The 25,548-nt window shown below is 42.5% G+C and carries 26 protein-coding genes and 1 tRNA gene; 13 read left to right on the top strand and 14 right to left on the bottom strand.

Going from position 1 to position 25,548, the window contains the following annotated elements; translation table 11 throughout:
* Window positions 1-15 precede the first annotated feature (15 nt).
* The 6 genes from BMX50_RS05790 to BMX50_RS05765 all read right to left on the bottom strand — a co-directional run bounded on the left by BMX50_RS05790 (window position 16) and on the right by BMX50_RS05765 (window position 5,236).
* The gene (locus BMX50_RS05790) at window positions 16-720 is read right to left on the bottom strand and encodes an alpha/beta fold hydrolase (RefSeq protein WP_091209026.1); all 705 of its coding nucleotides are present in this window, start codon (window positions 718-720) and stop codon (window positions 16-18) included.
* A gap of 251 nt (window positions 721-971) precedes the next feature.
* Window positions 972-1,574 (bottom strand): short chain dehydrogenase, encoded by a 603-nt coding sequence (locus BMX50_RS05785; RefSeq protein WP_091209024.1) that lies wholly within the window; start codon window positions 1,572-1,574, stop codon window positions 972-974.
* A gap of 57 nt (window positions 1,575-1,631) precedes the next feature.
* Complete coding sequence (locus tag BMX50_RS05780; RefSeq protein WP_091209021.1) at window positions 1,632-2,495, bottom strand: AraC family transcriptional regulator; 864 nt, start codon at window positions 2,493-2,495, stop codon at window positions 1,632-1,634.
* A gap of 152 nt (window positions 2,496-2,647) precedes the next feature.
* Entirely contained in the window at window positions 2,648-3,577 is a 930-nt protein-coding gene (locus BMX50_RS05775) for an AraC family transcriptional regulator (protein WP_167667821.1), read from the bottom strand.
* 325 nt (window positions 3,578-3,902) lie between these two features.
* On the bottom strand, window positions 3,903-4,766 hold the full coding sequence (locus tag BMX50_RS05770) for an NAD(P)H-binding protein (RefSeq protein ID WP_091209016.1): 864 nt from the start codon (window positions 4,764-4,766) through the stop codon (window positions 3,903-3,905).
* 44 nt (window positions 4,767-4,810) lie between these two features.
* Window positions 4,811-5,236, bottom strand: a complete 426-nt coding sequence (locus BMX50_RS05765) for a MarR family winged helix-turn-helix transcriptional regulator (protein ID WP_091209013.1) — start codon at window positions 5,234-5,236, stop codon at window positions 4,811-4,813.
* Window positions 5,237-5,442: 206 nt separating this feature from the next.
* Here BMX50_RS05765 and BMX50_RS05760 point away from each other — a divergent pair, with 206 nt between their 5' ends.
* From BMX50_RS05760 to BMX50_RS05705, 12 genes are all read left to right on the top strand, one after another.
* On the top strand, window positions 5,443-6,438 hold the full coding sequence (locus BMX50_RS05760; RefSeq protein WP_091210331.1) for a cyclase family protein: 996 nt from the start codon (window positions 5,443-5,445) through the stop codon (window positions 6,436-6,438).
* A gap of 56 nt (window positions 6,439-6,494) precedes the next feature.
* Window positions 6,495-7,589 (top strand): alkene reductase, encoded by a 1,095-nt coding sequence (locus BMX50_RS05755; RefSeq protein WP_091209011.1) that lies wholly within the window; start codon window positions 6,495-6,497, stop codon window positions 7,587-7,589.
* A 108-nt stretch (window positions 7,590-7,697) separates the two neighbouring features.
* Entirely contained in the window at window positions 7,698-8,573 is an 876-nt protein-coding gene (locus BMX50_RS05750; RefSeq protein ID WP_091209009.1) for a PhzF family phenazine biosynthesis protein, read from the top strand.
* A 54-nt stretch (window positions 8,574-8,627) separates the two neighbouring features.
* The gene (locus tag BMX50_RS05745) at window positions 8,628-9,245 is read left to right on the top strand and encodes a TetR/AcrR family transcriptional regulator (RefSeq protein WP_091209006.1); all 618 of its coding nucleotides are present in this window, start codon (window positions 8,628-8,630) and stop codon (window positions 9,243-9,245) included.
* A gap of 41 nt (window positions 9,246-9,286) precedes the next feature.
* Entirely contained in the window at window positions 9,287-9,577 is a 291-nt protein-coding gene (locus BMX50_RS05740; RefSeq protein ID WP_091209003.1) for a hypothetical protein, read from the top strand.
* Between the two features lie 118 nt (window positions 9,578-9,695).
* The gene (locus BMX50_RS05735; RefSeq protein WP_091209000.1) at window positions 9,696-10,697 is read left to right on the top strand and encodes a quinone oxidoreductase family protein; all 1,002 of its coding nucleotides are present in this window, start codon (window positions 9,696-9,698) and stop codon (window positions 10,695-10,697) included.
* A gap of 146 nt (window positions 10,698-10,843) precedes the next feature.
* Window positions 10,844-11,392, top strand: a complete 549-nt coding sequence (locus BMX50_RS05730; protein ID WP_091208998.1) for a hypothetical protein — start codon at window positions 10,844-10,846, stop codon at window positions 11,390-11,392.
* Between the two features lie 179 nt (window positions 11,393-11,571).
* The gene (locus BMX50_RS05725) at window positions 11,572-12,480 is read left to right on the top strand and encodes a helix-turn-helix domain-containing protein (RefSeq protein WP_091208995.1); all 909 of its coding nucleotides are present in this window, start codon (window positions 11,572-11,574) and stop codon (window positions 12,478-12,480) included.
* A gap of 84 nt (window positions 12,481-12,564) precedes the next feature.
* Window positions 12,565-13,797: an MFS transporter gene (locus tag BMX50_RS05720; RefSeq protein ID WP_091208992.1), complete on the top strand. Its 1,233-nt coding sequence runs from the start codon at window positions 12,565-12,567 to the stop codon at window positions 13,795-13,797.
* A 341-nt stretch (window positions 13,798-14,138) separates the two neighbouring features.
* Entirely contained in the window at window positions 14,139-14,429 is a 291-nt protein-coding gene (locus BMX50_RS05715) for a hypothetical protein (protein ID WP_091208989.1), read from the top strand.
* A gap of 16 nt (window positions 14,430-14,445) precedes the next feature.
* Entirely contained in the window at window positions 14,446-14,736 is a 291-nt protein-coding gene (locus BMX50_RS05710) for a hypothetical protein (RefSeq protein ID WP_091208987.1), read from the top strand.
* Between the two features lie 57 nt (window positions 14,737-14,793).
* Window positions 14,794-15,339: an SRPBCC domain-containing protein gene (locus BMX50_RS05705; RefSeq protein WP_091210330.1), complete on the top strand. Its 546-nt coding sequence runs from the start codon at window positions 14,794-14,796 to the stop codon at window positions 15,337-15,339.
* A 111-nt stretch (window positions 15,340-15,450) separates the two neighbouring features.
* Here BMX50_RS05705 and BMX50_RS05700 read toward each other — a convergent pair whose 3' ends face one another.
* A complete protein-coding gene (locus tag BMX50_RS05700) occupies window positions 15,451-15,756 on the bottom strand; it encodes a helix-turn-helix domain-containing protein (RefSeq protein ID WP_091208985.1) in 306 nt (101 codons plus the stop codon).
* A 255-nt stretch (window positions 15,757-16,011) separates the two neighbouring features.
* Window positions 16,012-16,755 carry an SDR family oxidoreductase gene (locus tag BMX50_RS05695; protein ID WP_091208981.1) on the bottom strand — a complete coding sequence of 248 codons (744 nt, stop codon included), beginning with the start codon at window positions 16,753-16,755 and terminating at the stop codon, window positions 16,012-16,014.
* Window positions 16,756-16,815: 60 nt separating this feature from the next.
* On the opposite strand from BMX50_RS05695, the gene BMX50_RS05690 reads away from it, so the two are divergent.
* Window positions 16,816-17,184, top strand: coding sequence for a winged helix-turn-helix transcriptional regulator (locus BMX50_RS05690; RefSeq protein WP_091208978.1), 369 nt, complete (start codon window positions 16,816-16,818; stop codon window positions 17,182-17,184).
* A 41-nt stretch (window positions 17,185-17,225) separates the two neighbouring features.
* On the opposite strand, the gene BMX50_RS05685 is transcribed toward BMX50_RS05690, so the two are convergent.
* From BMX50_RS05685 to BMX50_RS05660, 6 genes are all read right to left on the bottom strand, one after another.
* The gene (locus BMX50_RS05685) at window positions 17,226-18,605 is read right to left on the bottom strand and encodes a PAS domain-containing protein (protein ID WP_091208975.1); all 1,380 of its coding nucleotides are present in this window, start codon (window positions 18,603-18,605) and stop codon (window positions 17,226-17,228) included.
* A gap of 388 nt (window positions 18,606-18,993) precedes the next feature.
* The gene (locus BMX50_RS05680; protein ID WP_091208973.1) at window positions 18,994-20,301 is read right to left on the bottom strand and encodes a site-specific integrase; all 1,308 of its coding nucleotides are present in this window, start codon (window positions 20,299-20,301) and stop codon (window positions 18,994-18,996) included.
* Window positions 20,302-20,490: 189 nt separating this feature from the next.
* A tRNA-Asp gene (locus BMX50_RS05675) sits at window positions 20,491-20,564 on the bottom strand.
* A gap of 186 nt (window positions 20,565-20,750) precedes the next feature.
* Window positions 20,751-23,138 carry a hypothetical protein gene (locus tag BMX50_RS05670; RefSeq protein ID WP_091208970.1) on the bottom strand — a complete coding sequence of 796 codons (2,388 nt, stop codon included), beginning with the start codon at window positions 23,136-23,138 and terminating at the stop codon, window positions 20,751-20,753.
* A 49-nt stretch (window positions 23,139-23,187) separates the two neighbouring features.
* Window positions 23,188-24,336 carry a DUF4249 domain-containing protein gene (locus tag BMX50_RS05665; protein ID WP_167667820.1) on the bottom strand — a complete coding sequence of 383 codons (1,149 nt, stop codon included), beginning with the start codon at window positions 24,334-24,336 and terminating at the stop codon, window positions 23,188-23,190.
* Window positions 24,337-24,365: 29 nt separating this feature from the next.
* Entirely contained in the window at window positions 24,366-25,541 is a 1,176-nt protein-coding gene (locus BMX50_RS05660) for a DUF4249 domain-containing protein (RefSeq protein WP_091208965.1), read from the bottom strand.
* Window positions 25,542-25,548: the final 7 nt, after the last annotated feature.

Genomic DNA, 25,548 nt, shown 5'->3' with positions numbered 1-25,548 from the left:
TTAATTTAAAAGCGGCTAGGCGTTTTCCTGCAAAAATTGATCTAAAGCATCATTAAATTTTTCCGGATGTTCCATCATAGGAGCATGTCCACATTCGGAAATCATCACAAGTTTTACATTGGGCAAATGATCTTTAAATTCAAAAGCAACAGCCGGCGGTGTGATCTGATCGCTATCTCCCCATATTAATAAAACCGGAACTGAAATTTGAGGAAGTCTGGCGAGCACGTTATCCCGCTGAGTTGCCTTTGCAGTTTTTATAGCACACAGGCATTTAAAAGAATTGGTCGTCACATTTAAAACTTCAGCAACAAGCTCGTCTGTTGCGAAGGCAGGATTGTGAAACGTGGCAGCCACCCGGTCTTTGATGTATTCATAATTGTTCCGTTTTAAATAACTGCCAAATTGGGTATTTTCATAAAGTCCTGAACTGCCGGTTAGCACCAATTTTGAAACGTTTTCAGGATGTTTAAGGGTGTAAAGTATCGCAATATGTCCGCCAAGTGAATTTCCAACCAATATTACATTTTGCAGTCCGGCAGCATCAATACTCAATTCGAGAAAGTTAAGCAAAGAATGCAGCCTATCTATCTTGTGATCTTCATAAAGCGGAAGTTCGGGAACATAAATATTGAACTGATCTTTGAAATAATCAATGACTTCTTTCCAATTACTTAATCCCCCGAACAATCCGTGTAGTAAGATCAAATTTTGCTTCATCTTTTTAAACCAAAATTATGATCGGAAGCGATGCCGGTTCGTGATTACAATCACAAAACTGCAGGTCACTCTAAAAGGGAAAAATCCAGCTTTGCTCAGTAGAGATAAGGCGAACCAATTTATTTGCTGTGAAAATTAATCGGGTATACCAACCCTTTTGCTCAAATGGGCATTAACCTGTCAGGATACTTTTTGGTTTTAAGGAAAACGCTGTGCCGGGGTTTGCTCTTAGGGTATAAACGGGGTATATATTACGAATATACCTTTAAAATCTTCCCATTAACAGAACCTTCTACGCTAAGGATATAAGCATTCACCAGCTTTTCCATTGGCACCAGATTATAGCCTGGGAAGAAAGCGCCATACCGGTCTTTACTATCCTCTACGAGTCCGGGGCTCACTGCGTTAATCCTTTGATCATTCTTTAACTCCTGGGATGCCGCCAACACAAAGCTGTTGATTGCGCCGTTGATCATGGCCACCGCCGCTCCATTTCGGGCAGGGTGAACGGCTGCAATTCCTGTTGTCAGGGTTATTGAACCTTCCGGATTTAAATAGTCCTTCCCCAATAAAACGAGATTGATTTGTCCCAGCAATTTACCATTAATACCTGGCATTATGTGATCCTCCGTCATGCCATAAAAAGGACCGTAGTAACCTGTTCCGGCCGTGCATATTATACTATCTATCTTGCCGGTTTTTTCAAACATTGCCAGAATGGAGGAAGATGATGTAATATCTACCGTTAGATCACCAGACGCGCGACCGCCGATGATCACCTGGTGGTTTTGGGAAAGCCTTGCTACAACTTTTTTGCCTATAGTTCCATGTCCGCCGATTATTAAAATTTTCATATGCTTTTTTTAAAGCAAATGTATTGGGTTGTGGTGGACGTATATTGCCCAAACAGCTCATTCCATAGCAATAACGGCTCTTATTGCCTGGGGGGTTACGCCAAATTCGCGCTTGAATGCACGGGTAAAATAAGAAGTGCTTTCAAAAGCGCAACTGGAAGCGATATCGGAAATACGCTTGTTTGTAGTTTGCAATAGCATTCGGGCATGCATCAATCGTTGCCTGTTGATGTAAATCCGCGGTGAGCAATCGTAGTGTTTCTTAAAATCCCGCTTAAAAGTGGCAAGACTGCGGTTGCAAAGCCTGGCCAGTTCGGAGATAGTAATTGGCTGTAAAATATTCTCCGCTACAATTGCACTCATGTTTAAAGGATCTATGCTTACCGCACTTTGAATAAATGCAGTCATTTCATTTTTGTATCCGGATGAAAACAAGAGCGTCAATATTTCCTGCTGTTTGAGTGGAATAAGATGCCGGTAATCAAAAAGCTGATGGTCGAAATATTGCCTAAACTGCGCTTTAAAATCTTGGATAAGGCTATTGGCCGCTAAAACGACACAGGGAACGTTTTCTTTATTGACCAGTCGAAGTTGCGAATTCAATAAGAAAGACTTTAAGATACTTTCGGGTATGAATAACATCAATGCTTCAAAATTCATTCCTTCCTCAATGTATTCTGCCATGACATAAATCCCTTTTTTTAAGAGAAAGACGCAGTCTGGCGTAACCTTAAGTGTTTGCTCGGCAAAATGTAGCAGCTTTATGCCGCTGATCACAAATATAAGCGTATGCTCAGTAAGGAAAACCGTTCGTTTTCCCGCTTTTGACTCTATCTTCAGCTTTGCAAAAACTGACTCGCCCGCAGTTAAAAAAGTGGGGTCGTTCACGGGGGCAACATTTGGCGGAAAGCGAAATAACATAAGTGATGAGATGTTTCAGACGAAGTTATCGATTTTATATAATGCTATCGGTGTAGGGGGTGATTTGCACTACACAAAAAGGTGCGAAAGAGCCTCTTATCGAATCTGTAAATGAAATTCTGGAAGATGCAAATTACCGTAGTAAAATCGCGCTAGGAAGCCGTCAGATGTAAACCTGAGAACTTCGATTTGCCTGATAGGTTAGCTATTTGTTGTGATTGGCCTTCGGTCAGTTTCTTCCGAAACGCGGTCGGGCTCACCAAAAAATACTTTTTAAACAAGTTACTTAAATGGCTTTCGTCACTGAAATCCAGTTCATGGGCTATTTCTGAGACCGTGAGGTCGCTGTATTGGAGTTTTATTTTCACCAGGTTAAGTCGGTACTCCAAAATATATTGCCGGATACTCACCCCGGTACGCTTACTGAAATATTCGCCGATATAGTTTTTTGATAAGCCGGCAAATGTGGCCAAATCTTCTATCCGAAGTTGATCAGCATTATAAATATGCTTACGAATGTAGCCTGTCAACCTGTTAATCAAAGGCTCATCCTTAAACACGGGCTGCAGCGGATTGGTGTCAGGTAAAATATTCCGTGCAAAAATATGAAGTAGTACTTGCAAAAGGTGCTGAATATTACTTCGGGAATGTAATTGCGGATTTGAAGCTTCGGCAGCAATGGCTGCCATAACACCCTGCACCAGGTTACAATCCGCACTGGTTCGTACCAGTTCGTTTATTGCCTTGTTATGGTTCAGAAAAAGATATTCCAGGCTTTTCATCCATGCGCTTAATCTTTCGCGCTGATCGGCGCTCTCACAATTAGCGAACAATACATCTGTAAAACGGATAAATAAAAACCGGGTCGGTTCAACTATTGTAAAGGAGCGGCAATCCTGCGGCGTATAAATAAACGTTTGGCCCGACTGATACGGCAGCTTGATATCGTTAAAGTGACGTTCGCCCTTGCCATCCAAAATCTGAATGATCTCGAAAAAATTAAAAACCTTCGCCGACAAGTCCCAGGAAGCCATTTCCTCGGTACGAATTTCAAACGGATAGAAATTTGGTTGCGCGATCATTCCTCCAAACTTACATAAACAACCCTTTAAGATACAAGCAACTCGGAAATAGCGGGGTAATTTTACTAAACATAAACAATTGAACATGAACATGAAAGAATTTCTATTTTTCAGATTGCTTAGTTCCATCAGCGCGACAGCTTATTCACAGATCTACAACACAACCGAGCATCCCGGCATAGCCGCCGGGTGCGGATGACCAGATTGACAGGTCCAACCTGATAAATAAAAAAAAACAATCTGGCGCTCGTGCCCGCGATAAGAACAAGAAAAGTGTATGATTCAGGCTTAGAATATTTATCCGCATGCCCAGATCATAAAGCCGCTATTGAAACAGCATACTATTTTCCTGTGCCCAAGTACTAAAGTTTTTCGGTGGAATTCCAGTTATTTCTTCCACCGCGCTGGAAATCTTAGCGGGTATGCCAACCCTGTCTTTCATGACCTTCAGCAATATATTGGCGTACGCTGGCGGCATGTTTTTGCTCATTGATGCAAGCGCTTCATCCGGTTCGAGTTCTTCAAACACGAGTTTCTTATCGATGGCGTCTGAAATGAGTTCCAGTTGCCCATGCTGAGTCAAAGATTCCGGGCCTGTCAGGAGCGGGCTTTGGCCTTCGTAGCCGGGAGTCGTGAGCACCTTAGCTGCAACGGCAGCAATATCAAATTCATGTATGGGGGCTGTTTCTGCTAATGGATAGGCAAAACGGACTTTATTTGCTTGTATGATCTGATGGCGCCAAAGCAAGGTGTTTGCTGAGAAAGCACCCGGCCGCAAAAAGGTAAAGGGAATTCCCGATTCAATGATCGCTTGCTCCGCTGCCAAATGGCGTTGTACAAGAAAGTTATTGGCATCGCCGCTAATTACTGATGAGGATGAAAGCAATACGATATGTTCCACACTGGAAAGGATTGCCGAGTTAGCAAAGTCTTGTATTGCCCCGTTATTAGCATAAAGAAAAACCTTGTTAACACCCTCCAGCGCGGAAGTAAAAGTTTGCGGCCTCTCCAGATCAAAGGTAACAGCTTCAACAGCCGCAGGGAAATTTGCAGTTTGTGGATTTCGGCTTGAGGCCCTGACAGTCTCGCCCAGATCAATCAAATTTTTGAGGACTTGCCTGCCTACCTTTCCGGTGGCGCCCACAACTAATATTTTGGAGCTCTGTTTTTTTTGATTTTTTATACTCATGTTTAATGTATTTGTTAGTCGGCTAACTATTTTAATAAAAAAATTTAGCTGAGATTTTTCAGCACTAACTGTAATAACTCAGCCAATAGCGAATGCTGATCTGTGGTTAATCCTTTTAGTGAGACAGCCTCTAGCTCATTCCAGATATGCACAACCTGCGATAAAGCTTCTTTTCCTTTAGGCATCAGGTATATTCTTGATACGCGTTTATCCAGCGAATCCTTTTCTTTGCGGATCAAAGCGGCGGCTTCCATCCGGTCTATCATCGTTGAAATCGTGGCATGCTGGATACAGATTTTCTCTACCAGGGCGGAAACGGTCTGTCCATCTTCTACACTTAAGTGGTATAAAAGAATATCCTGGCCAGAATGCAGGCCTGCCGTTGCCAATAAAGTATTGCTTTTATTTCTGCGGAGCTTGCAAATCTGAACAAGCAGTTTGCTTACCGAGCCTGGGTTTTGTCCATTCATAAAGACAAAGATAATAATTTTAGTTAGCCGACTAACTAAATATTGTAAATCTTCGCCGACATATCCCAGGAAGTTATTTCCCCGAACGGAGCTCGAAGGGATCGGTGGTTGCGCGATGATTCCTCCAAACTTACATAAACAACCTTTCGGAATACAAGGCACCCATGAAATTGTGGGGTAATTTTGAAGGAACAAAAGAATTGAACATGAATATCAAAGGATCAATATTATTCGGTTTGTTAATTACCTTCAGCGCTGCAGGTTATTCGCAGACTGTCAATTCAACCGAGCGTTCCGGCGTCAGCCCCTGGGGGGCGGACGACCAGATTGGCAGGTTAAACCTGATAAATGAAAAAAACAACCTGGCACTCTTCTCCGCGATAAGAACAGGAAAAGTGTATGATTTAGGCGTAGAATATTTCATCGGGATGCCAAGCTTTACCGCATTGGGTGACCCGCCTTATCAATATTGGCTCACCCATACGCCACGCGGTAACCGGGTAGGTGATATTACACACGCGGGAGACAGTGTGAACAGTAAAGTAAGTTATACCGGCGATGCTGTATCCATGTACACCCATACCGGTACCCATATTGACGCATTGGCCCACTTCGGTCTGCACGGTAAGATATACAACGGATTTGAAGCCGACCAATATCTCAGTGACCGCGGCTGGAAAAAAGGCGGTGCGGAAAATATACCGCCGGTTATCGGCCGGGGGATACTTATAGACGTGGCGAAATACAAGGGCCTGGACATATTGCCTGAAAATTATGTGATTACCTTGAAGGATGTGCAGAGCGCACTGCAAACGGAACAGCTGCAAATACAGAAGGGTGATGTTGTGCTGATCCGTACAGGGTTAATGAAATATTTTTATACAGACGCTGCAAAATTTACCGGTAATGGTGTAGGTATTAACCTGGAAGCATTAAAATGGCTGGTCGATGAAAAAGGGGTGATGACTTTGGGTGGTGATAACCTGGCTTTGGAAGCCCTGCCTTCTTCAGACAGCAACAACTGGCTACCCGGACATACCTATTTGCTGGCACAAAAAGGCGTCATGTTTATGGAATTGGTTTACCTCGAAGGCTTGTCAAAAGCGAATGTCAATGAATTCCTGTTCATTGGTCTGCCGCTAAAACTCAGGGGTGCCAGTGCCTCGCCGCTCAGGCCATTGGCAATCCCAATTAAAAATTAAGTTGGACAGATCAATTGCCTGAAAACCTTTATAAAGAATTACAAAATCGAAATCAAATGGATTCACTTGAAAGCCTGTTATCCCCTTTATCTGTTGCTGACCTTACGCTAAAGAACCGGGTTGTCATGGCACCTATGAACCGACGAAGAGCCATAAATGGTATCCCACCATCTTCCGCTATCACTTATTTTGGCCAAAGGGCCGGTGCCGGTCTAATTATTACCGACAATACTGCAATTACGCCAAACGGCAAGGGCTACTTGCACACCCCGGGAATTTATAATGCTGAACAAAAGGCCGCCTGGAAAAAAGTCGCCGACGAGGTTCATGCGAGAGGTGGCAAGATCATCATGCAACTAGTACATACGGGACGTATCGGTCATGTAGCTAATAACGAAGATGGTTCACCACTTGTGGCTCCTTCTGCAGTTACAGCGCGTGATACGGTTCGCGTGGCTGATAAGGGTCACCTGCCGATTTCTGAACCTAACCCCCTTAGTACAACAGAAGTGCGGGAACTTGTTGAACAGCACGTTATCGCAGCAAAAGACGCCATATACGCAGGCTTTGACGGTGTGGAAGTACATGGCGCGCATGGTTTTTTAGCTGAACAATTTCTTCACCCATACACTAATCAACGCACCGATCAGTATGGAGGGGATATTGTTAATCGCTCCAGGTTTTTGCTAGAAATTGTCGAAGGTATTTCCGCGGCCATCGGTAAAGAGCGCACGGGTGTAAGATTGTCGCCGTACCTTAAGCTGAATGACCTGCCACCTTATGCAGAAGAACGGGCCACGCAGGAATACCTGACTACTGAACTCGACAAGCTTGATATTCTTTATATCCATCTGTCCAGCGGCTTAATTAATGGCGAACCTATTATTCCTATTGAATATATCAAGGATGTTCGCAAACGCTTCAAGAATCTTTTAATCCTGGCAGGAGGTTTCACCGCCGAATCTGCGGAAGCTGCATTAAGGGCCAATCTGGCGGATCTGATCGCTTTTGGCAAGCCATTCATTGCAAACCCTGATCTCGTTGAACGCTTCAGATCAGGAGCAGCATTGACAGAAGGATTTCCGGAGTACTTTTATGAGGGCAACGACATAGGCTACATCGATTATCCTCGCTTGATAGAACAAAACTGACAACGTGAGTCATATAGCATAAGTGGGATAAGTTTTCCAATTCATTTTGCCGGATGCGTTGACGCCTTATCAAATCACTACTAAAAAAAATTAACATCACATTCGAATATGAACAGGATACCCTATTACCACGTCGATGTTTTTTCAGACCAACCATTCTCCGGCAATAGTCTTGCAGTTTTTACAGAAGCTGAAGAACTTAACGAAGTCCAGATGCTTAAAATCACGCAGGAAATGCGACATTTTGAGAGTATCTTCCTGCTAAAAACTGACGCTGAAAAAACCCGGGCGCGTATTTTCACTCGTCAGGAAGAGCTGGATTTTGCGGGCCATCCCATTTTAGGCGCGGCTGCTACATTACACGATCTCTACCAGCCTGCTGCAGCAAAGGCGAGTTGGATTTTTGAATTGAATCAAAAGTCGATTTCGATCATCACGGAAAAAAAGGACCTATGTTATAGGGCGATCATGAATCAGGGAACTGCAGAGTTCGGCAAAGAATTAAATGCCTATGAAACTGGCATGTTACTTTCGAGTATTAGCTTAAACCCGGAAGATCTATATCCGGGATGTAATCCGATAGTTGTTTCAACCGGCCTGCCTTACGTTATCATTCCGTTGCAAAAAAATGGCTTGTCAGCAAAAATAAACATACCAGACCTGGAAAACACGATTCGGAATTGGGGTGCTATGTTCATTGGCACACTCGAAATTCCGACGTTAAGTATAAGAAGTTGGGATAATGATGGAGCTACGGAAGATATAGCAACAGGCAGTCTCGCAGGTCCTATCGGGGCCTATCTCGTAAGGTTTGGGTTTCAAAATCCCGGTACTATTATCCGATTAAGTCAAGGAGAAAATCTTGGCCGGCCTAGCCAGCTTTTTGTAGAGGCAGTTTTAAAAGGAGAATCAATGGAGATTCTTGTAAGCGGTGACGTGTGTAAAGTTGCTCAAGGGATTTTGGTGACAGATCAGCTCAGATAAGTTGCCGGTATTCTTTGGATCATGCTGTAATATTCTGTCGTAAACATTCATCTGATGAAGGACAAAAATCTCACTAAAAGAAAGCTTATCGATGCGGTAGGGGAAATTATTAATTCGAAGGGTTTTCGCGCCGTAAGAACAAGTAGCGTCGCGCGCATTGCCGGTGTCGATCGAAAATTGGTTTACCGTTATTTTGGGAATTTAAATAACCTCACCGAAGCTTATATTATAGAAAACGATTATTGGATGCTTTTTAGCGATCAACTTAAAAAACTTCTCAATGAGGCAAAAACGGAGGAAAGCGGAATGATCATTAGCGGCATTTTACAGGAATTATTTAAATTCTTTTTGCAGGAAAAGGAAATGCAGAATTTGATCCTGATGGAATTGAATGGAGGGAATAGAATGATGCAAAGTATTCACAATGCCCGGGAAAGTCTTGGCCAGGACTTTCTTGAGATTACAGATCCGCACTTTATTAATTCAACAGTGAATTTTAGGGCTGTCGCCGCATTATTGGTCGGTGGAATCTATTATATCATTCTCCATACCCGTAGCAACGGCAACAAATTCGCCGATATTAACGTGAAATCCGGCGACGGCGCGAATGCGATCCTGGAAACAATTGCCCAAGTAGTAGACTGGGCCTTCAAAGCAGCCGGAACGCCTTGATCTGTTTGTATACCCTTAAAAAAATTATAATTACTCTGTTTATGTGGCAATCTATCTTACTCTCATTTTTCGGCGGCCTTTTTGGCGCCAACGGTGTTCCTCATTTTGTCAAAGGTATTACAAAAGAAAACTATCCGTGTCTTGCTGGTAATACGCCCATCCCTAATTTAATTGCAGGATTGATAATGTTTATCCTATCAATTGTACTATTCCATTTTGCTGATATTAGGGGCACCCCTCTTACTTGCTTGATTACAGCCGCATTCGGGGCTTTGGTTATCGGACTCGTTCATGCTGGCCCTGGCGCGTTTGGACGAAAAGAAGATTTATAAGCACGCCTTTCGCATTCCTTGTTGATTTCTATTTAACGAATCAACTATCCAAGAGCAACCGGCGCAAATATTGGTCAAACCTGGAAAGTCCTTAAGTGTAAAATCAAAATAGTTAACAATGAAAGCAATTGTATTAAACGCCTTTGGAGACGTTTCCAATTTCAGTATTACGGAAATGGAAGAACCAAAAATACAGGACGATGAAGTATTAGTTCAAATAAAAGCGACCGGTTTTAACCCTATTGATTATCAAATGAGGTTGGGTAGGCGGGAGAGCAGGTTGATGAAATCACCTGTTTTAGGCAGAGAGTTTTCTGGTATCGTCTTAAGAACGGGAAGTAAGGTTGATTTTTTCAAACCCGGCGATGAGGTAATGTCGTTAGCGGGCAGTCGGGGGTCAAATGGAACCTATGCGGAATTGATCGCCTTAAATCAGGATCTCCTAGCATTAAAACCGAAAGATATCAGCTTTGAAGCAGCAGCTGCCATACCTTCATCCGGAGTAACAGCATGGCATTGTTTTGCCCGAATGAACGCCTACGAAAAAAGCAGCATTTTCATCAATGGGGCCGCCGGTGGTGTCGGCCGGTTTTTGATTAAGCTTTTAAAGGCGTACGGCTCACATAAAATTGTGGCCACTGCAGGAAGTTCGGAAAGTGAGGAAACATTAAAATCGCTTGGACTCAATGAGCATCAGATCATCAACTATAAGGACAAAGATGCAACCGAGCAAATCAAGGCGACTCGTAATGGTGAAGGCTTTGACTTTTCTATTGATCTTGTTGGTGGTCAAATGGCAGATACAGCTGCCGAAGTATTAAAGGTCAATGGCACTTATGTTGACGTTACGTTCTTGGGCACGCAACAAACGCGGGAAATTTTATTTGATAAGGGCGCTTCTATTATCAATATATCAGGTTATGCTTTTGCATTGAGTAATAGATTGAATTGGTATGGACAAACGCTACATCTGTTAACCCTGTTGATCGAGCAAGGGAAAATAGATGCTCCGGAAATAAACATAGTAGGCAACCTTGCCGTCGAAACCGTTCAGAAAGCACATGAGATGATGGAAACGAATCAAGTGTTCGGCCGAAAACTCATCATGAAGGTTGCCTGATAGTTTGGATATCAGAGCTAGATATCGAAGGGAGCTTATGATTAATGAGCTCACAAGTATCGCCATGTATGCTTCGGTTACCAAGCTTTCCTGGCATAGCAAATCTTCTGTCAAACTTTATCATCCATAGATAACTAATTAAATATATGATTTATCAAGCTTTCAAGCTAAAATGCCTTGCAGCCACACTGCTGTTAGGCTCGCTGGCACTCACAAGCCGAGGACAGGAAAAAACTCATCTGATCGGCAATAAGCCCCGTTCCGGTTCAAACTATTGTAACTTTAATATGTCCCTCGGCAACCAGATAGGCATAAAAATAAACGCAGGCCGTAAACTTGTACAAATGCTTAAACTGAACTTTGATGCAGAAAACATCGAATCAGACCCTATAAAGTTTAAAATAAATGTGTATGATTTTAATGATGCAACGCCCGGCAAAAAGTTAACTGACCAAATCATTTATGGTGCAATACCGCGAGGTAAAAATAGGGTCTCGGTGGATTTAGCACCTTACGCTATTAAAGTTAAGGGAACTGTACTCGTCTCTTTAGAATGGTTAGACAATTATAGTTCAGATAATCATTTTGCAATAGGCCTATTAAATAGTGGCACCTGGTACTATGAGGATGATCACTGGAAAAAGAAAGCGATAGGGGGTGTCGATTTAAATGTAATGGTCCGCATTGTAAATTAAACATCGCCAATTTATCAATTGACTATTTATCTTTTGCAGCTAGTTGAGCTGTATGTTGCCTAAACTCCAAAAAAAGGCTTATGAATAAAGCAGGATTTGTTAAGCAGTGGTCATTTCTTTTGAGGGTTAAATAATCCGGATGCTCTTTCATTATATTTGACTTATATAATAGGTCAACCATGGAAATAGGGACAGAAACATTACCAGAATTCTATCAACGTACTAAGCAGCAAATGCCCGCAGACTTGCTTTCGAACGGTGATGTCAGCCATTTCAATGTAAGGAAACGTATTTGCCAGGCCAAACACACGCCCTACAACCGCCGGGATTATTATAAAATATGTCTGATCATAGGCGATGGTATTCACAAAACAGCGAACCAGGATGTAATGGTTGAAGGACGGGGCATTATTTTTTACAATCCCGGTGTCCCCTCTTCCTTTCACTCCTTATCCGAGTCACAGTCAGGCTTTTATTGTCTTTTCAATGATACGTTTTTGTTAAATACTATCCGGCAAGATATCAGATATCGCAGTGCACTGTTCAATCCGGCTATTTCCGCCGTAATCCCTTTGACAGATAGAGAGAGCGATCGTTTTATCGGCCTTTACCACGAGATGGAGGAACTCCTAGCAAGCCAATATTTTTATAGATATGATATGATAAGAAGCTTGCTCCAAATGATGATACTGGAAGGAATCCGATTAAATGGTCCGGTTCAACAAGACAGCTCCAACGACCGGTTAATAGCGCGATTTTTCAATGTGTTAAATCAACAGTTCCCTGTCGATTCGCCAGAGAATCCATTAAGCTTACTTACACCCGCAGCCTATGCCGATCAGTTAAATGTGCATGTAAATTATCTAAATAACGTTATTAAAAAGGCGACAGGTAAAACGACTCGTGAAGTCATTCACGAGCGGATCGTCGAAGAAGCCAAGACACTCCTCTTAAATACGGACTGGGATGCCGCCCAGATAGCCTATACCCTCGGTTTCGAGTACCCGTCTCATTTTAATAAATATTTCAAACAGAACACAAACACTACCCCGTTGCTTTTCAGGGATCATTTAAAAAAAGTAAGCTAATATTTGATTTGTATAAGCATTGATTTGTTTTGTCTTATCGCCCGAGTTCCGGCCGGGTTACCTTTGTGATTACAATTCAAGGTCATGAAATACATCAAAGAAACAAACAAAGGTATAGGTACCATTCTGGCGTTTTTATTAATTCCGATAACCGGCTTCGCGCTGGACATTTATATTCCATCCTTGCCGGCCATGAGCTCCAAACTGGGTGCGACCCCGGCAGCTGTACAACTCTCAATTTCCATATTTTTAGCCGCCTACGGCATAGGGCAATTGTTAGTTGGAAGCTTTCTGGACAGTTATGGGCGATTTATTCCAAACATTATTGCCTTAGCCGTATTCAGTGCTGCCAGTTTTACTATTGCTAATACGGGCAGTATACAGACAATCTATGTTATGCGCGCAATACAGGGCGTCATGTCGGCAGTGGTGGTCGTTAGTAAACGAGCTTATTTTTTTGACCTTTTTTCGGGAGAAAAACTAAAACATTATACCAGTTTATTTTCCGTGATCTGGTCATCCGCGCCTATTGTGGCGCCGTTTGCGGGCGGTTACTTGCAGACTCATTTTGGCTGGCAGTCAAACTTCTACTTCCTTGGTTGTTTCGCTTTGGTGTTCCTTATATTGGAGTTGATCTTCAGTGGCGAAACTATTGCGGTGAAGGCGCCGTTTCGCTTGAGCGTTATTAGTAATGCCTACCGCTCCATGCTCAGCACCTGGGATTTTACTGCCGGATTGCTTGTACTGGGCCTTACCTACGGTGTATTAATGATCTATAACATGTCAAGCCCTTTTCTAATCGAAAAGCTAATGCATTATCCCGCAACGGTGACGGGTAATTGTTCCATGATCTCCGGTTTAGCATTACTGGCGGGAAATTTGTTATCAAAAGCCCTTATCTCCAGGCCATTCTTTAAAAAGATATTAGCTGCTGCCGTAATCCAATTAATATTGTCCGGTTGTTTAATGCTGCTTACCTTAAAGATTCATAACCTATATACGTTGATGGCTTATGTTGTGCTTGTGCACTCGGCAGCAGGCTTCCTGTTCAATGGCATGTTGTCTTATTGTTTAACGCGATTTTCACATTATGGCGGTATGGCTAACGGCTTAACCGGTGGCGGTTTTATTATTTCTACTTCGGCTTTCAGTTTTGTCTTAGTTAAACTCATTAACATCAATAATCAAACCTGGTTAGGTGCCGCTTATTCTGTATTTATTATAATTGTCCTGATACTTATTTTGCGCACCAAATGGCTTGGCCGCGCGATATCCACAAACATTAAAGAACAGGAAGTGGTACTAGCAACGGAATAATGAAGTTTGAATTTGCTATCTTGTTTAATAACTGCTATTGAAATAACTCCTGGATAGCTTTGTTTTTACATATCACATGCACAACCACGGTTAATTTTCCATCTGGTATGCTTTGTCAATTAGTTCGAAGTTAAGGCCTTCAAGTGTGTAGGTGTGTGAACAGCTAAGCTCTCGATCTTCTTACCAATTATTATACACCTGTAGGCCATTAGCAATTTACCTTTTAAAAAAATAATTAAGAAGGGTTTCGTTGGCCAGCGATTGGGGTATTTTGATTTTGCAGTTAATTTTAAAAAATGACAAACTAAAAAATATTCCTATTTGTTGTTAACCTTACGTCTTTGATCCGGCAACCTATTTACTTACAAAGGAAGGAGGATAACGTGGAATTACAGGTAAAAGACCCCTACACCGGCGCTTTACTGCTCCTGGAAGCAAAACCTGAAAAATGGCATGGCGAGCAAGGCTTTCGAATCCGCCATCCCAACGGTTCAAACTTTTGGATATCCGGACGCTCCGGCGCGTGGCAGGCTGAAGACGGACACCCGGTCGACAGAGACCTGCTGGTAAATATCGGAATAGCTTTGGAGCAACATCCGTTTAAAGAACAAATAACTTCTCGTTATAAATGATTTAAATAAGCTATGTATGAGTGACCTGCTTTCACTCGCCGAACATACCTTGGAAAACCTAGGCTCCGGCGTATTGAATTTATTAAAAAATGAACTGGGCGAACACGGTACGGTAAGCAAAATGGAAAACCATATCGTGATTTGCATCAGCCGTACCGACTTCGAACAGCGGCTAGGCAACCTTCTTCAGCAGATCTATAGGTCCGTCGAGCAGCATTTTCCTGTCCGGACAGAACAGCTTTCTATCATGATTCGGGATTCCGAAACGAAATACGAAAATACTTTTAAAATATGGCCGAGTGCCTAAACAGGGATGAGCGAAAAACATAAACAGCCGCAATCAGACTTTCTTAAAAGCCAGCGCATGGAAGTAGAAGAAGCAGAGGCCCGTACGAGAGCACTGTTTATTCGACATCAGGCCGAAAAGAAGACCCGCAGGCAACCGGCTACCAGCAATAACCAGCTGATCAAAGCGACGCCCGAGCAGATCTATGTAGCGCTTACGAATCCAGACATGTTGGTCCGCTGGCAGGTACCCGGTGAGATGACCGGCCAAATTCACGCCTTTGACTTACGGGAAGGCGGCGGCTATACAATGTCGCTGCGCTACCCTGAATCGGAAAAAGTGATGAAGGGCAAATCTTCTGAACGAGAGGATCGCTTTATTGCCCGTTTTCTCATACTCGAACCGCCGCATCGTTTGATGGAAGCAGTGCAATTCGATACAGCTGACCCCGCCTTCGGAGGCGAGATGATCATGGATATCCAACTGAAGGCTCAGCCCGGTGGCACAAAAGTCACGTTTGCTTTTTATGACCTACCGTCAGGCATCAAACCCGAAGATAACGAAGCTGGCACCCGTTCTTCGCTGAGCAAACTGGCCGCCTTGCTGGAACGACAGCCAAGGTAAAGGAAGTACTCCAACCTATAGAACGGTATTGCTGCACGATGGCCGGGATCATTTGGCGAGATTACTAATTTAAAGATCCACTTGAGACTTTTATTTTCAGCTTATTTATGGTCATTGAATTCTTTTTTTTAACGTTGGAGCTTTTGGGGGAGATTCAATTTTCTCCCTTTGAAAAATTTTCATGATATCGTCGTATTTATAATAGATGATGCCGCCAACTCTCGTAAAAGGCAACGTGCCATTTACCCTTAAGTTCTGCAGAGTTCCGGGTGAAATTTTAAGTAAATTTTTCACTTGATAGCTCTTTAATAACTTTCTGGGTTCTTCGGGTGCTCCTTTTGATTTTCTAATTTCCTCTATGATCCTCTCCTCTAGGTCGAGTAAATCTTGTTTTGTTGCGATTTCTATACCTGCCATAGCTAATAAATTTTGTTTCTAAACATTTTAAAATAAATCGTTTTGCAAGCAAAGAAAGGCTTTTGGAAAAAGTGAAAACAGTGAAAGGGGGTGAAAGAATTGTTTCACCCCCTAAGTTTTTGCACATTTATTTAATGCACTTAAATTGTTTGTAAGCAGTTCAAATGAAAGGAGTGCTTAACATTTTATCATGATGAAAATCCAACCGAACTGCAATTTAGTTCAAACTTAAAGAAACTAGAGCGACCTTTTTTATTAAGCAAGTGACATCCCACCGTCCATCACGACTTCGGCGCCGGTGATAAAACTGGCTGCGTCCCCGCAAAAATAAGCGACCATCTTTGCAACGTCTTTAGCAGTGCCAATCTTTTTCAAGGGAATACGTTCGATCATCCAGTCATCCAAGCCCTTACGAGCCGCCTCATCAAGCCCGAGCTTGTTTAATATCTCGGTTTGCGTAGGGCCCGGGCTTACCGCGTTAACCCGGATATTGCGTGGTGCAAGCTCGACAGCCGCAATTCGCATGATCGAGTTTAGCGCAGCTTTACCGGAAGAATAAATGGACGACTGCGCACCATTCATACTGGCGGTATTGGAAGAAAGGAACACCACAGAAGCACCATCATTGAGCAAGGGAATAAATTTGCTAAGCGTAAAATAAGCGCCCTTAAAATTGATATCAAAAATGCTGTCGAAAAGTTCTTCGGTGGCGTCCGCTATCGGTGCGGTGCCGACAATGCCGGCATTGATAAACAAAATATCAATCTGTCCGAATTGCTCGCTGACTTTGCTAACCAATTCGGTTGTTTCTCTTAATTTAGACTGATCGGCCATAAAGCCGGTCACGCCAAGTTCAGCAACGGCTTTTTCAAGCGCATCCTGGCGGCGGCCGGTGATGATAACCGTCGCACCTTGTGCCTTCATCTCTTTGGCAGTGGCATATCCGATGCCGCTGTTTCCGCCGGTAATCACGGCTATTTTATTGCGTAAATTTTCCATGCTGCAAAAATATTAGGCAATTGGTATAACTTTGTTACCAGTATCATAGAGTATACCAAAATGACCAAGCAAGAAAAGGCGGCGCAAATCTTATCGGACCCGCGCAATCAACAGGAAGAAATAAAGGCTTTACAAGACACCATCTATGTTATTGGTGGGAAATGGAAGCTGCCGATTATTAATTCGCTCTGCAACGGGAACAGGCGTTTCCGAGATATAGAGCGTAGCATTCCTGGCATTACCACCCGAATGCTTTCGCGTGAACTTAAGGAAATGGAGGCAAACCAATTGCTGAAGCGGACCGTTACACCTAATTCCCCGGTGCTAGTCGAATACACCGTTACCGACTATTGCCAAAGCTTTGGCGATATTATCCTTGAAATGATCAAATGGGGTAAAAAGCACCGGGAAAAGATAAGGACTGTTTGAATGCTTAATACATCAACATATAAATTAAAGTATTAAGAAGATCAGAGATTATCGGTCAGTGTAGTAATTTCCATTATTACCTGATCGAGGTCTTCGGCAGACTTTTTTAACATTGGGATGATCTCTGCATTGGGCGAATCATTAGGATCGTAAAGCTGGACAAGGCCCAGTATACTGGCTAACGGTGCACGAACACGGTGGGACTGGACCCAGGCGATCTTGCGCAGGCGCTTGTTCTGGTCTTCGATTTTATGCAGATGCTCCTGTGATTCGGTAATGTCGCGAAGGAAGCAATTCACGCCGATGACCTCTTCGCGCTGGTCACGGATCGGGTTAAAGCTGAGTTCCTCGTAAACCTGTTTGCCATCGATCTCACGTTGCCGGACAACGCTGAAAGCCTCACCTTTAAAGGCGCGTTCGTAGCTTTCGAAAAAGACCGCCACCCTTTCCTGCACAAAATCGGCATTAGTCACTTCATCCTCAGCTTTGCCTGTCAATTCTTTTACGCGATCCCAAAAGGCCTGGTTACCGGTGATGATCTTGGACTGCCGGTCAACCGACCAGATCAGGTCGCGGGTATTATTGATGATCGCCCGAAGGTTCTGGCCGTCAATATAAATCTTTTCCTGGATTTTTTTTTGTTCCGTAATGTCTACGAAATAAACGGCGATGCCGTCCTTGGTTGGGTAGACGTTCATCGAACCCCAGACCCCCAGCGGGGCGTACAGTTCTTCAAAATGCACGCTGACCCTTTCCTTCATGGCGCGTTCGTATTCAGGATAGAAACGCCCTTCCCGGGAATGCGAGAAAAAGTCCCAGAGATTCTTGCCCATCACTTCTTCTTTGCTGCAGGAAAGGGCCTTCTCAGCCGCCTTATTGATAAATGTTACCTCCCAGTTCTGATTCAGAGCGTAAAAACCGTCCGTGATGCTGTCGAGCATATTTGCCAGTTCCGCGGATTTCTCGCTCACAATCTGCTCGGCCCGCATTTTTTCGTCGATATTGACGATCAGAACCTGACGGGCGTCTTTGCCCTCAAAGATGGTATGATGGGTATAAACGCTGATATAGAAGCGTTGACCGGCCTTATTGATATGCAGCATGCGCCCCGCATTCACATGGCCTTTTGGTAAGGCTTCATGAAATTTGAGCAGGGCGGGAATCTCTTCCGGCGGCCGGATATCGGTGAGTTTCAGTTCCTGTAGGAATTCTTCCCGTGTATAGCCATATTGCTCAATAGCAGCATCGTTAACTGCCAAGAAGTGAAAGGTTTGGTCGTCGTAGATGTACATCGGTGTAGGGATGCCATCGAACAGGCGCCTGTAATCTTCCGAACTGTTTGCCCGCTGTTTCCTTAACCGGAGATAAAACACCAGACCAATAACAAACATCAAAACCAATCCGGCAGCAGCGACATCCATAAAGTAAGCTTAAATGGTTTATACGGCGAAAGTAAATGCAAGTTATGGTTTTTATTTGTCGCGCGGATATCTGAAAATTCGAACCAAGCTGATTATTCCGGTCGCTTTTTTTGATTGCTCCTAATGTCATGCCATTCAACACCAGCCCCATATATCGGAAGGTTTTACAGACTTGCCGATCTGTTAATAGCGATTAACGATGAATATGGCGCGCCCCAATGGTTCGCCGGTATTACTCTGGCTGATGCAATCCCCTCATGGCTGGTGGCCAAAGACCAACTGAAACCAGAAACCTTCCGCTACAGCATTAAAAACGGGGCGACAAGGAAAGCTGATCGTTGCGCTGGTGAAATAGCTCACCTGTCTTTAATGCCAAACACTGAATGTACTATTCCGATGAAAGGAGAATTGAATTGTTATTTAGCTTCAACCTTAAGTCCTTCATATCTTTACTTACTTTTTGCTCCTTGACCCGGGCGTATATTTGAGTCGTGGTGATTTTTGTGTGCCCCAGCATTTTGCTTACTGATTCAATAGGCACACCATTTCCTAAGGTTATCGTGGTGGCAAATGTATGCCGTGCCATGTGCGTTGTAAGATTTTTATCTATAGCACATAAATCAGCTATTTCTTTTAAGTACGCATTCATTTTTTGATTGCTTTTCATTGGTAAAATCTTTCCGCTGTAAATGCAATCTTCATGGTCTTTGTATTTGTTGATAATTTGAATGGCCTGAGGTAGCAGAGGGACATTGGCAGCAATTTCAGTTTTGGTCCGGTTAGTCCTGATCCAAATCTCGTTGTCTTTACCTTTCACGATATTGTCTTCGGTTAATTTAGAAGCGTCTATAAAAGCATAACCAGTATAGCAGCTAAAAAGAAAGCAGTCTCTGACCTCTTCCAGTCTTTTAACAGAGAAGGTTTTTTCTTCCAGTCTTTTAACCTCGTCCTCCGTCAACTCTTCCCGCACAACTTTCTGCGTCGTACATTTGAACGCAGAAAACGGATTTATGCTAATCCAATGATTATTGACTGCAATAGTCATAATTCTTTTTAGTCGCTTGATATAACTCATCGTCGTATTATGATCGATGCCGGATTTTATTTTGAGGTGTTTCTCGAAACCGGTAATGAAGCCAAACTCAAGCTGATCCAGGTATACATCGTTCCTGCCATATTTTGAGGAAATGAATTCGGCAACCTTGCTTCTGATGGTTTTATATTTTGTAAGCGTAGCCTTGACGTAATCCTTGCCCACCAGACTTTCAACATCGTTGTTATGCTCGTCAAAGACTGCCAAAAGCGTACGCCTTTCAGTCGGTCCATCGGTGAATTTATTTTTTATTTCCTCAGCCGAAATGTAATCGCTGTTCTTTTGTAGTTCACTGTATATCCGGAAAATTTCTTCGGAGACTTGGTGTATGTGATTATTGACCGTACGGACTTCGTTTCCGCTTCCTTTCATGAAGCCGGTTTTGGCATCCCACTTTGCGGGATTGACTTTCTTTTTTAGCGAGATTTCCGCCCTTTTGCCCATTACAGTAACTCTCGCGTAAAGGGGCATCATCCCATTAACATCTGATTTTGCTTTGTTCGCCCAGATCAGGATAGAAAAGCTGTTAGAATTCTTCATAAGTAACCATTTTTTTAATAAAAGATTTAATAAAATTTGAATCATTTTGATGCTGTCTGGCATCGAGTTAATCCATTCAAAATCAATTAATTAAATCTGTATTCGGTTACCTAAATTAGGTGATTCAAACAGGTAACCGAATAGGTAACCGAGTGAACCATAAAACTTAGTCTGAAACGAGCGCTTTTGACATAAAAAAAGCGCCTAAATCATTGATTTAAGCGCTTTTGGTGGGTTTTGACACCCTTTTAGCGGAATGGACGGGACTCGAACCCGCGACCCCATGCGTGACAGGCATGTATTCTAACCAGCTGAACTACCACTCCTCCGTTTGGGTGTGCAAATATACAAACCATTTCATTTTACGCAAATTGTTTTTTCAAAAAAGTTCGTTATTTGAAAAATTAAGAGCTTTTTTGATTTATCTGTCTTTTTTGTTTTGGTTTAATTTGCTGATAATCAGTGTTTAAGTAAGATGATGTAAGGTGTGGTTCACGGAAATTTAAAAATAGTTACTTCACGTCAAAGCTAAAATATTGGCTTGCGGCATCGCCTTCTGCTGTAATTCCCTGTATAATGCCTATATATTTTCCTGTTTGATCGGAGGTATAAAACGACAGTTGATGTTTGCCCTGAGCCGGAGTGTTGATTTCTGGTGCCCAATAAAGCAGGTTTCTGAAATCGGGGACCCTGCTTTTTGCCGCCTGTTCAGTATCATATACCGGCGAATAAAACTCACGCTGTAGCTGTAGACCTTCGTAATCAAGCACAACAGCCCGCGGGTCTATTTCAACACCGTCAAGGTCGCCTTTATAGGTTGTGAAGCTTAAAATCCCTTCATAAACAGACGGCCCCCAATAATATCGGTAAGGAACGTCCTCGAGCTTACGAACTTTTAAGGGGTCGATAGCCATCACCTTATCAATATTAAACACAGGCACGTCATCAAGCATTACTAAGGGGTCGCCATCTAAAAAGCCATTGCCGTTAAGTACCTTAATGTGATAGCGCTTTTGTGATCGGGTAACCCACACTTCCCTTATATATTCCCGCAATACTTCTTCCATGGTTGTAAAACGGGTATAATTATCCAAAAGGTAGGTTTTATAGGGTGTTGAATAAAAGCCCGAACTATCAACCTGCGGTTCATAAAATTGCTTGATCTTATTGGCCCAATAAATGTTTTGAACCTGCGTGCCAAGGTTTCCTTCCTCAACGGCATTTTGCATGCTCCTGGTAAGGTTAAATTTTGGTGCGGGGTATTTTGAGTACTGTTCAGAAAAAGGGCTTAAAATATCGATATGGTAAGTTGAATCCCGTTCTGAATTGGTTTGTGCTACTATCTCCCCCGGGCCATATAGTTGCCTTGTATTAAAAATTAACCTTCCTGCCGAATCGCTTTTGGCCGCATATAGCTGTACCCGTTTTCCAGGAACACTTAAATAGGCTACAATATCTTTGGCAACATTGCCCGTTTGTGTGTTGGTTATTTTACCGGTAATCAAATGGCCGTCATACTCTGGCAAAAAGTTAAATGCAGCAGATCTATTGCCAAGCACATTATCCCATTGAAACCTTCGCCAGCCTTGTGAAAGCATGAGGTTATCCAGGGCGGCGTCGGCTTCAGCATCGGTATTTCTTAAATAATAGCCAGGCGATTCAATATGTCCGCGTAAATCCGACTTTAGCCACAGGTAACTAAATATCTCGCCTGCAGCATCCGTGCTTTGTAATGAATCGATCTTATAAACCGACATTGACAGGTTGGCTGGCTTTACCTGTCCGGATAAGTCTTTAGCTGCGATAGCCACGTTTACTTTTTTTCGATGGCTATATAAGGACTGGTCGGCATTGGCATCGATGCTAAGGTTTTGTTTTGGGCGTTTAAAATAAAGTCTTTCGCATACAGGTTGCCTGGCGCTATTAAAGATGGTTAGGTGCGATACGCCGTAGCCTAATTTAGCTTTATCAATAGTGAAACTTGCAGTTCCGTTATTCATTGCAGCTGTAATGCCTGCATTAACTAATTTCCCTGTGTGGGCAAATAAATACAACTCGCGGCCTTCAACACCTGTTCCCTTTACCGTCACTTCTATTTGTGTACTGCCGGCATCTTTTACATACATAACATAGCCCTGGTTATTAACTGTGGGTAGCTCTTTGATAAGAGGGGCGCTATTAGCTGATTTGATAATAGCTTTATAGCTATTTCCCGCTGCCGGAGTAAATGAAAAGTTACCGATACCAAATTTTAACGGCTGAAACTTTGCTACCGTGTCGTTTTTTTGATCAACTACAAAACCCCGGTATTCACTTAATCCGGTACCATCTGATGCTGTAACTTTAAAAGCCACTTTACTGTCGAGTCCTGCAACAAGGTTTCCGCCTTCAGGGAAAAATTGGACATCATAACCCGGGGATGGTACTTTAGCCTGGGGTTCGGGTGATTTTAAGGGATTGATAATGGTGATCGTTTTTTCAAAATAATAATCAGGGCTGAAGTTTTTCATCCAGTTAGTGTATGCCCGTAACTTATAATTGCCATTGCTTGCCGAAACAGGGACGTAAACAGAACCGCTTCCAATCCCGTTTTTCATTTCTATTTTAGTTTGTATGATAGCATTTTGCCTGTCATCCAATACGTCAACGTACACAACTTTACTTAAACCCAATGGCTTGTGATAAGTGGCATCCACGTCATATGCCTTAAACCATAAAATTTCGCCGGTTACGTATGCGCTCTTGTCTGTGTGTACAAATACTTTTTCCTGTACGGTGGTTTGCCAGTACTTATTAAAACTGTCGGTAATTTGAGTTGCTGTTTGTGCAAGGCTGTTTAATGATAACAGTATCATGCCCAAAAGCAGGGGAGCAGTAATAACTTTTTTAGTTTCTTTCATAGCCTAAACCTTATTGATCTATTTTCATGGCATTGTTATAAAATCTTATTTATTTGTCTTTCCAAAACGAAGGAGCCTTGACTACTCCCCTGATGGTACAATCTACACAAGGCACCGTTGAAGAAGTGTAACCAATGAGATTGCCTCCCACCAAAATAGGATCTATTGGTATTGCACCACCAAAAATAATGTTGCTGTTAACTGTATTTGACTTGGTGTGCGGATCAACAAAATAATTTGAATCGACGGGCCCGCAATCGTAAGGGTATTTTGCTGTCCAGTCCCATGGCAGGTCAAGATTGTCAATATACACTCGTTTAAGCTGCACGTTGGTTACGCTTATATATCCAATAACGGGCTCGGCCGGATCTTTGAGATTATGGATATTGCCGGTTAACTGCGATGGCTGGGCATCAAATATGCTTCCTAATTGTTCGGTGTTTTTCTTCAGGTTTTCCCAAAACTGATACGCTTCTTTTGTTAAGGCATATTGTTTCAATAAGATGGTGTACCGTTTTTCAATTTTTTCGGATGTGGCATCAATTGTAGTCACAGGTGCCTGAAATATAACATCCTGCGAGAGTTTTGTTGATGAGCCTAAAACAATTGTACTTGATTTATCGCCTGCAAAACAATTATAGTTAAGCTGTGCCTGTGTCCTGAATACGACTTTGTGAATGTCGTTATCAACTATGTAAGTCGACAGATATTTAGAATGAAACCGCCATGTTTCATCATAACTCCAACGGTAGTACCGGGTGTTGTTAGTAGCATCATGGGTGTTTACATAAATCGCTACTTTATTGTTTTTAATATTAAAGCCTATACTATCAATTGGAGGGGTGGCTTTTGCTGCTACATAATCAGATGCGTATTCTGTACTATTATCAATATTAATATGTAAGCGGTATTTTTTTGAAGTATTAAGATTTAGTCCTGTTGAAATATAACTGCCATCGCCCACAGATAGGAGGTTATAGCTGGCGCCATCTTCGGCTTCAACTGCAACAACAGCATTATTAATAAGCGTCGAGTTTACATCGGCGGATATATTTACCGTTTTACTAAGCTTTATAATCGTTGAATCATTACCGGTGTTTATTACACCTTCAACCACCAAATAATGGTTGGGGGTGCTTATAGCGCCTGGGTTATAGGGTTTTTTACATCCCCATACAAGCCATGTTAGTAGCGCCATGAAAACAATATATCTTTTAAACAGCTTCATTATCTTTCAATCCAAAATGAGGGAGTCTGCACTCTTCCCCTGATCCTGCAATCGGTACATTCAATTGATGAAAAGGTATAACCTATTATGCTCATTTGTTGGGTAATATCATCTAAAGGTATCCCGGTGCCATTAATGATCATGTTTAACACATCGTTTTGCCGGCTTTTAGGATTAAAAAATAGTGCAGTATCAGGCGGTCCGCAATCATAAGGGTATTTTGGCGCCCACTCACGGGGGAGATCTGCATTATCTATAAATACCCTTTTTGATTGGATATTGGTTACACTGATATAACCAATAACTGGCTCGGACGCATCTTTAAGGTTATGGATATTTCCTGTTAACTGCGATGGCTGGGCATCAAATATACTTCCTAATTGCTCCGTATTTTTCTTCATATTTTCCCAAAACTGGTAAGCTTCTTTTGTTAAAGCATATTGTTTTAGTAAAATAGAATAACGCATTTCAATTTTTTCGGATGTTGAAGCCATGGTTGTTAACGGTTGCTGAAATATCACATCTTGTGTTAGCTTAGCCGATGAACCTATTACGATAGTTGTCGATTTATCTCCGGCGAAACAGTAATAATTACTTTCACTAAATGGCCGTGCAACAACTGCTTTTATTATGGGGTCAACCACATACGACGACTGATACTTTGAATGAAACTTCCATGTTTCTTCAAAACTCCAGCGGTAATAGCGGCTACTATTTGTAGCATCGTGTGTATTTACGTAAACCTGCACATCGCTATTTTTAATGTAAAATCCTACGCTATCTATGGGCTGTGTTTTTTTTACCTCAACATAATCTGACGCATATTCTTTACTATCATTGGTAATAATGTGCACCCGGTATTTTTTTGACACATCCAGACTAAGGCCTGGTGTAACATAAGCCCCGTTTCCCTGAGGAGTGAGCGAGTATGAGGTTCCCCCCTCGGCCTCAACAGATACTGTGCAATTATCAACGCCGCTTGTACTTACATTGCCGGAGATATTAACCGTTCTGCTTAATTTTATGATGGTTGAGTCGCTGCCGTTATTTATCACCCCTTCAACAACCAGGTAATGATTGGGCGAATCCACAATTTTAGGATTATATGGCTTTTTGCAGGTACTGTAAATGCCTGCCAATAACACTAAAATCAATATATATCGTTTTCCTTTCATCGCTTTC

Origin of the sequence: Mucilaginibacter gossypiicola (assembly GCF_900110105.1) — a bacterium.
In the GTDB taxonomy this organism is placed as follows: domain Bacteria; phylum Bacteroidota; class Bacteroidia; order Sphingobacteriales; family Sphingobacteriaceae; genus Mucilaginibacter; species Mucilaginibacter gossypiicola.
Note: the sequence above shows the minus strand (reverse complement) of the source record. Positions and strands in the feature narration are given on the sequence as shown.

Bases quoted from the DNA above. Each gene is read 5' to 3' on its own strand.
- BMX50_RS05690 (WP_091208978.1), top strand. From the start codon at position 16,816: ATGACCAAGCAAGAAAAGGCGGCGCAAATCTTATCGGACCCGCGCAAT.
- BMX50_RS05660 (WP_091208965.1), bottom strand. From the start codon at position 25,541: ATGAAAGGAAAACGATATATATTGATTTTAGTGTTATTGGCAGGCATT.
- BMX50_RS05710 (WP_091208987.1), top strand. From the start codon at position 14,446: ATGAGTGACCTGCTTTCACTCGCCGAACATACCTTGGAAAACCTAGGC.
- BMX50_RS05720 (WP_091208992.1), top strand. From the start codon at position 12,565: ATGAAATACATCAAAGAAACAAACAAAGGTATAGGTACCATTCTGGCG.
- BMX50_RS05670 (WP_091208970.1), bottom strand. From the start codon at position 23,138: ATGAAAGAAACTAAAAAAGTTATTACTGCTCCCCTGCTTTTGGGCATG.
- BMX50_RS05745 (WP_091209006.1), top strand. From the start codon at position 8,628: ATGAAGGACAAAAATCTCACTAAAAGAAAGCTTATCGATGCGGTAGGG.
- BMX50_RS05780 (WP_091209021.1), bottom strand. From the start codon at position 2,495: ATGTTATTTCGCTTTCCGCCAAATGTTGCCCCCGTGAACGACCCCACT.
- BMX50_RS05730 (WP_091208998.1), top strand. From the start codon at position 10,844: ATGATTTATCAAGCTTTCAAGCTAAAATGCCTTGCAGCCACACTGCTG.
- BMX50_RS05685 (WP_091208975.1), bottom strand. From the start codon at position 18,605: ATGGATGTCGCTGCTGCCGGATTGGTTTTGATGTTTGTTATTGGTCTG.
- BMX50_RS05750 (WP_091209009.1), top strand. From the start codon at position 7,698: ATGAACAGGATACCCTATTACCACGTCGATGTTTTTTCAGACCAACCA.
- BMX50_RS05740 (WP_091209003.1), top strand. From the start codon at position 9,287: ATGTGGCAATCTATCTTACTCTCATTTTTCGGCGGCCTTTTTGGCGCC.
- BMX50_RS05785 (WP_091209024.1), bottom strand. From the start codon at position 1,574: ATGAAAATTTTAATAATCGGCGGACATGGAACTATAGGCAAAAAAGTT.
- BMX50_RS05725 (WP_091208995.1), top strand. From the start codon at position 11,572: ATGGAAATAGGGACAGAAACATTACCAGAATTCTATCAACGTACTAAG.
- BMX50_RS05770 (WP_091209016.1), bottom strand. From the start codon at position 4,766: ATGAGTATAAAAAATCAAAAAAAACAGAGCTCCAAAATATTAGTTGTG.
- BMX50_RS05735 (WP_091209000.1), top strand. From the start codon at position 9,696: ATGAAAGCAATTGTATTAAACGCCTTTGGAGACGTTTCCAATTTCAGT.
- BMX50_RS05700 (WP_091208985.1), bottom strand. From the start codon at position 15,756: ATGGCAGGTATAGAAATCGCAACAAAACAAGATTTACTCGACCTAGAG.
- BMX50_RS05705 (WP_091210330.1), top strand. From the start codon at position 14,794: ATGGAAGTAGAAGAAGCAGAGGCCCGTACGAGAGCACTGTTTATTCGA.
- BMX50_RS05775 (WP_167667821.1), bottom strand. From the start codon at position 3,577: ATGATCGCGCAACCAAATTTCTATCCGTTTGAAATTCGTACCGAGGAA.
- BMX50_RS05760 (WP_091210331.1), top strand. From the start codon at position 5,443: ATGAATATCAAAGGATCAATATTATTCGGTTTGTTAATTACCTTCAGC.
- BMX50_RS05755 (WP_091209011.1), top strand. From the start codon at position 6,495: ATGGATTCACTTGAAAGCCTGTTATCCCCTTTATCTGTTGCTGACCTT.
- BMX50_RS05765 (WP_091209013.1), bottom strand. From the start codon at position 5,236: ATGAATGGACAAAACCCAGGCTCGGTAAGCAAACTGCTTGTTCAGATT.
- BMX50_RS05680 (WP_091208973.1), bottom strand. From the start codon at position 20,301: ATGCCAGACAGCATCAAAATGATTCAAATTTTATTAAATCTTTTATTA.
- BMX50_RS05695 (WP_091208981.1), bottom strand. From the start codon at position 16,755: ATGGAAAATTTACGCAATAAAATAGCCGTGATTACCGGCGGAAACAGC.
- BMX50_RS05790 (WP_091209026.1), bottom strand. From the start codon at position 720: ATGAAGCAAAATTTGATCTTACTACACGGATTGTTCGGGGGATTAAGT.
- BMX50_RS05665 (WP_167667820.1), bottom strand. From the start codon at position 24,336: ATGGCGCTACTAACATGGCTTGTATGGGGATGTAAAAAACCCTATAAC.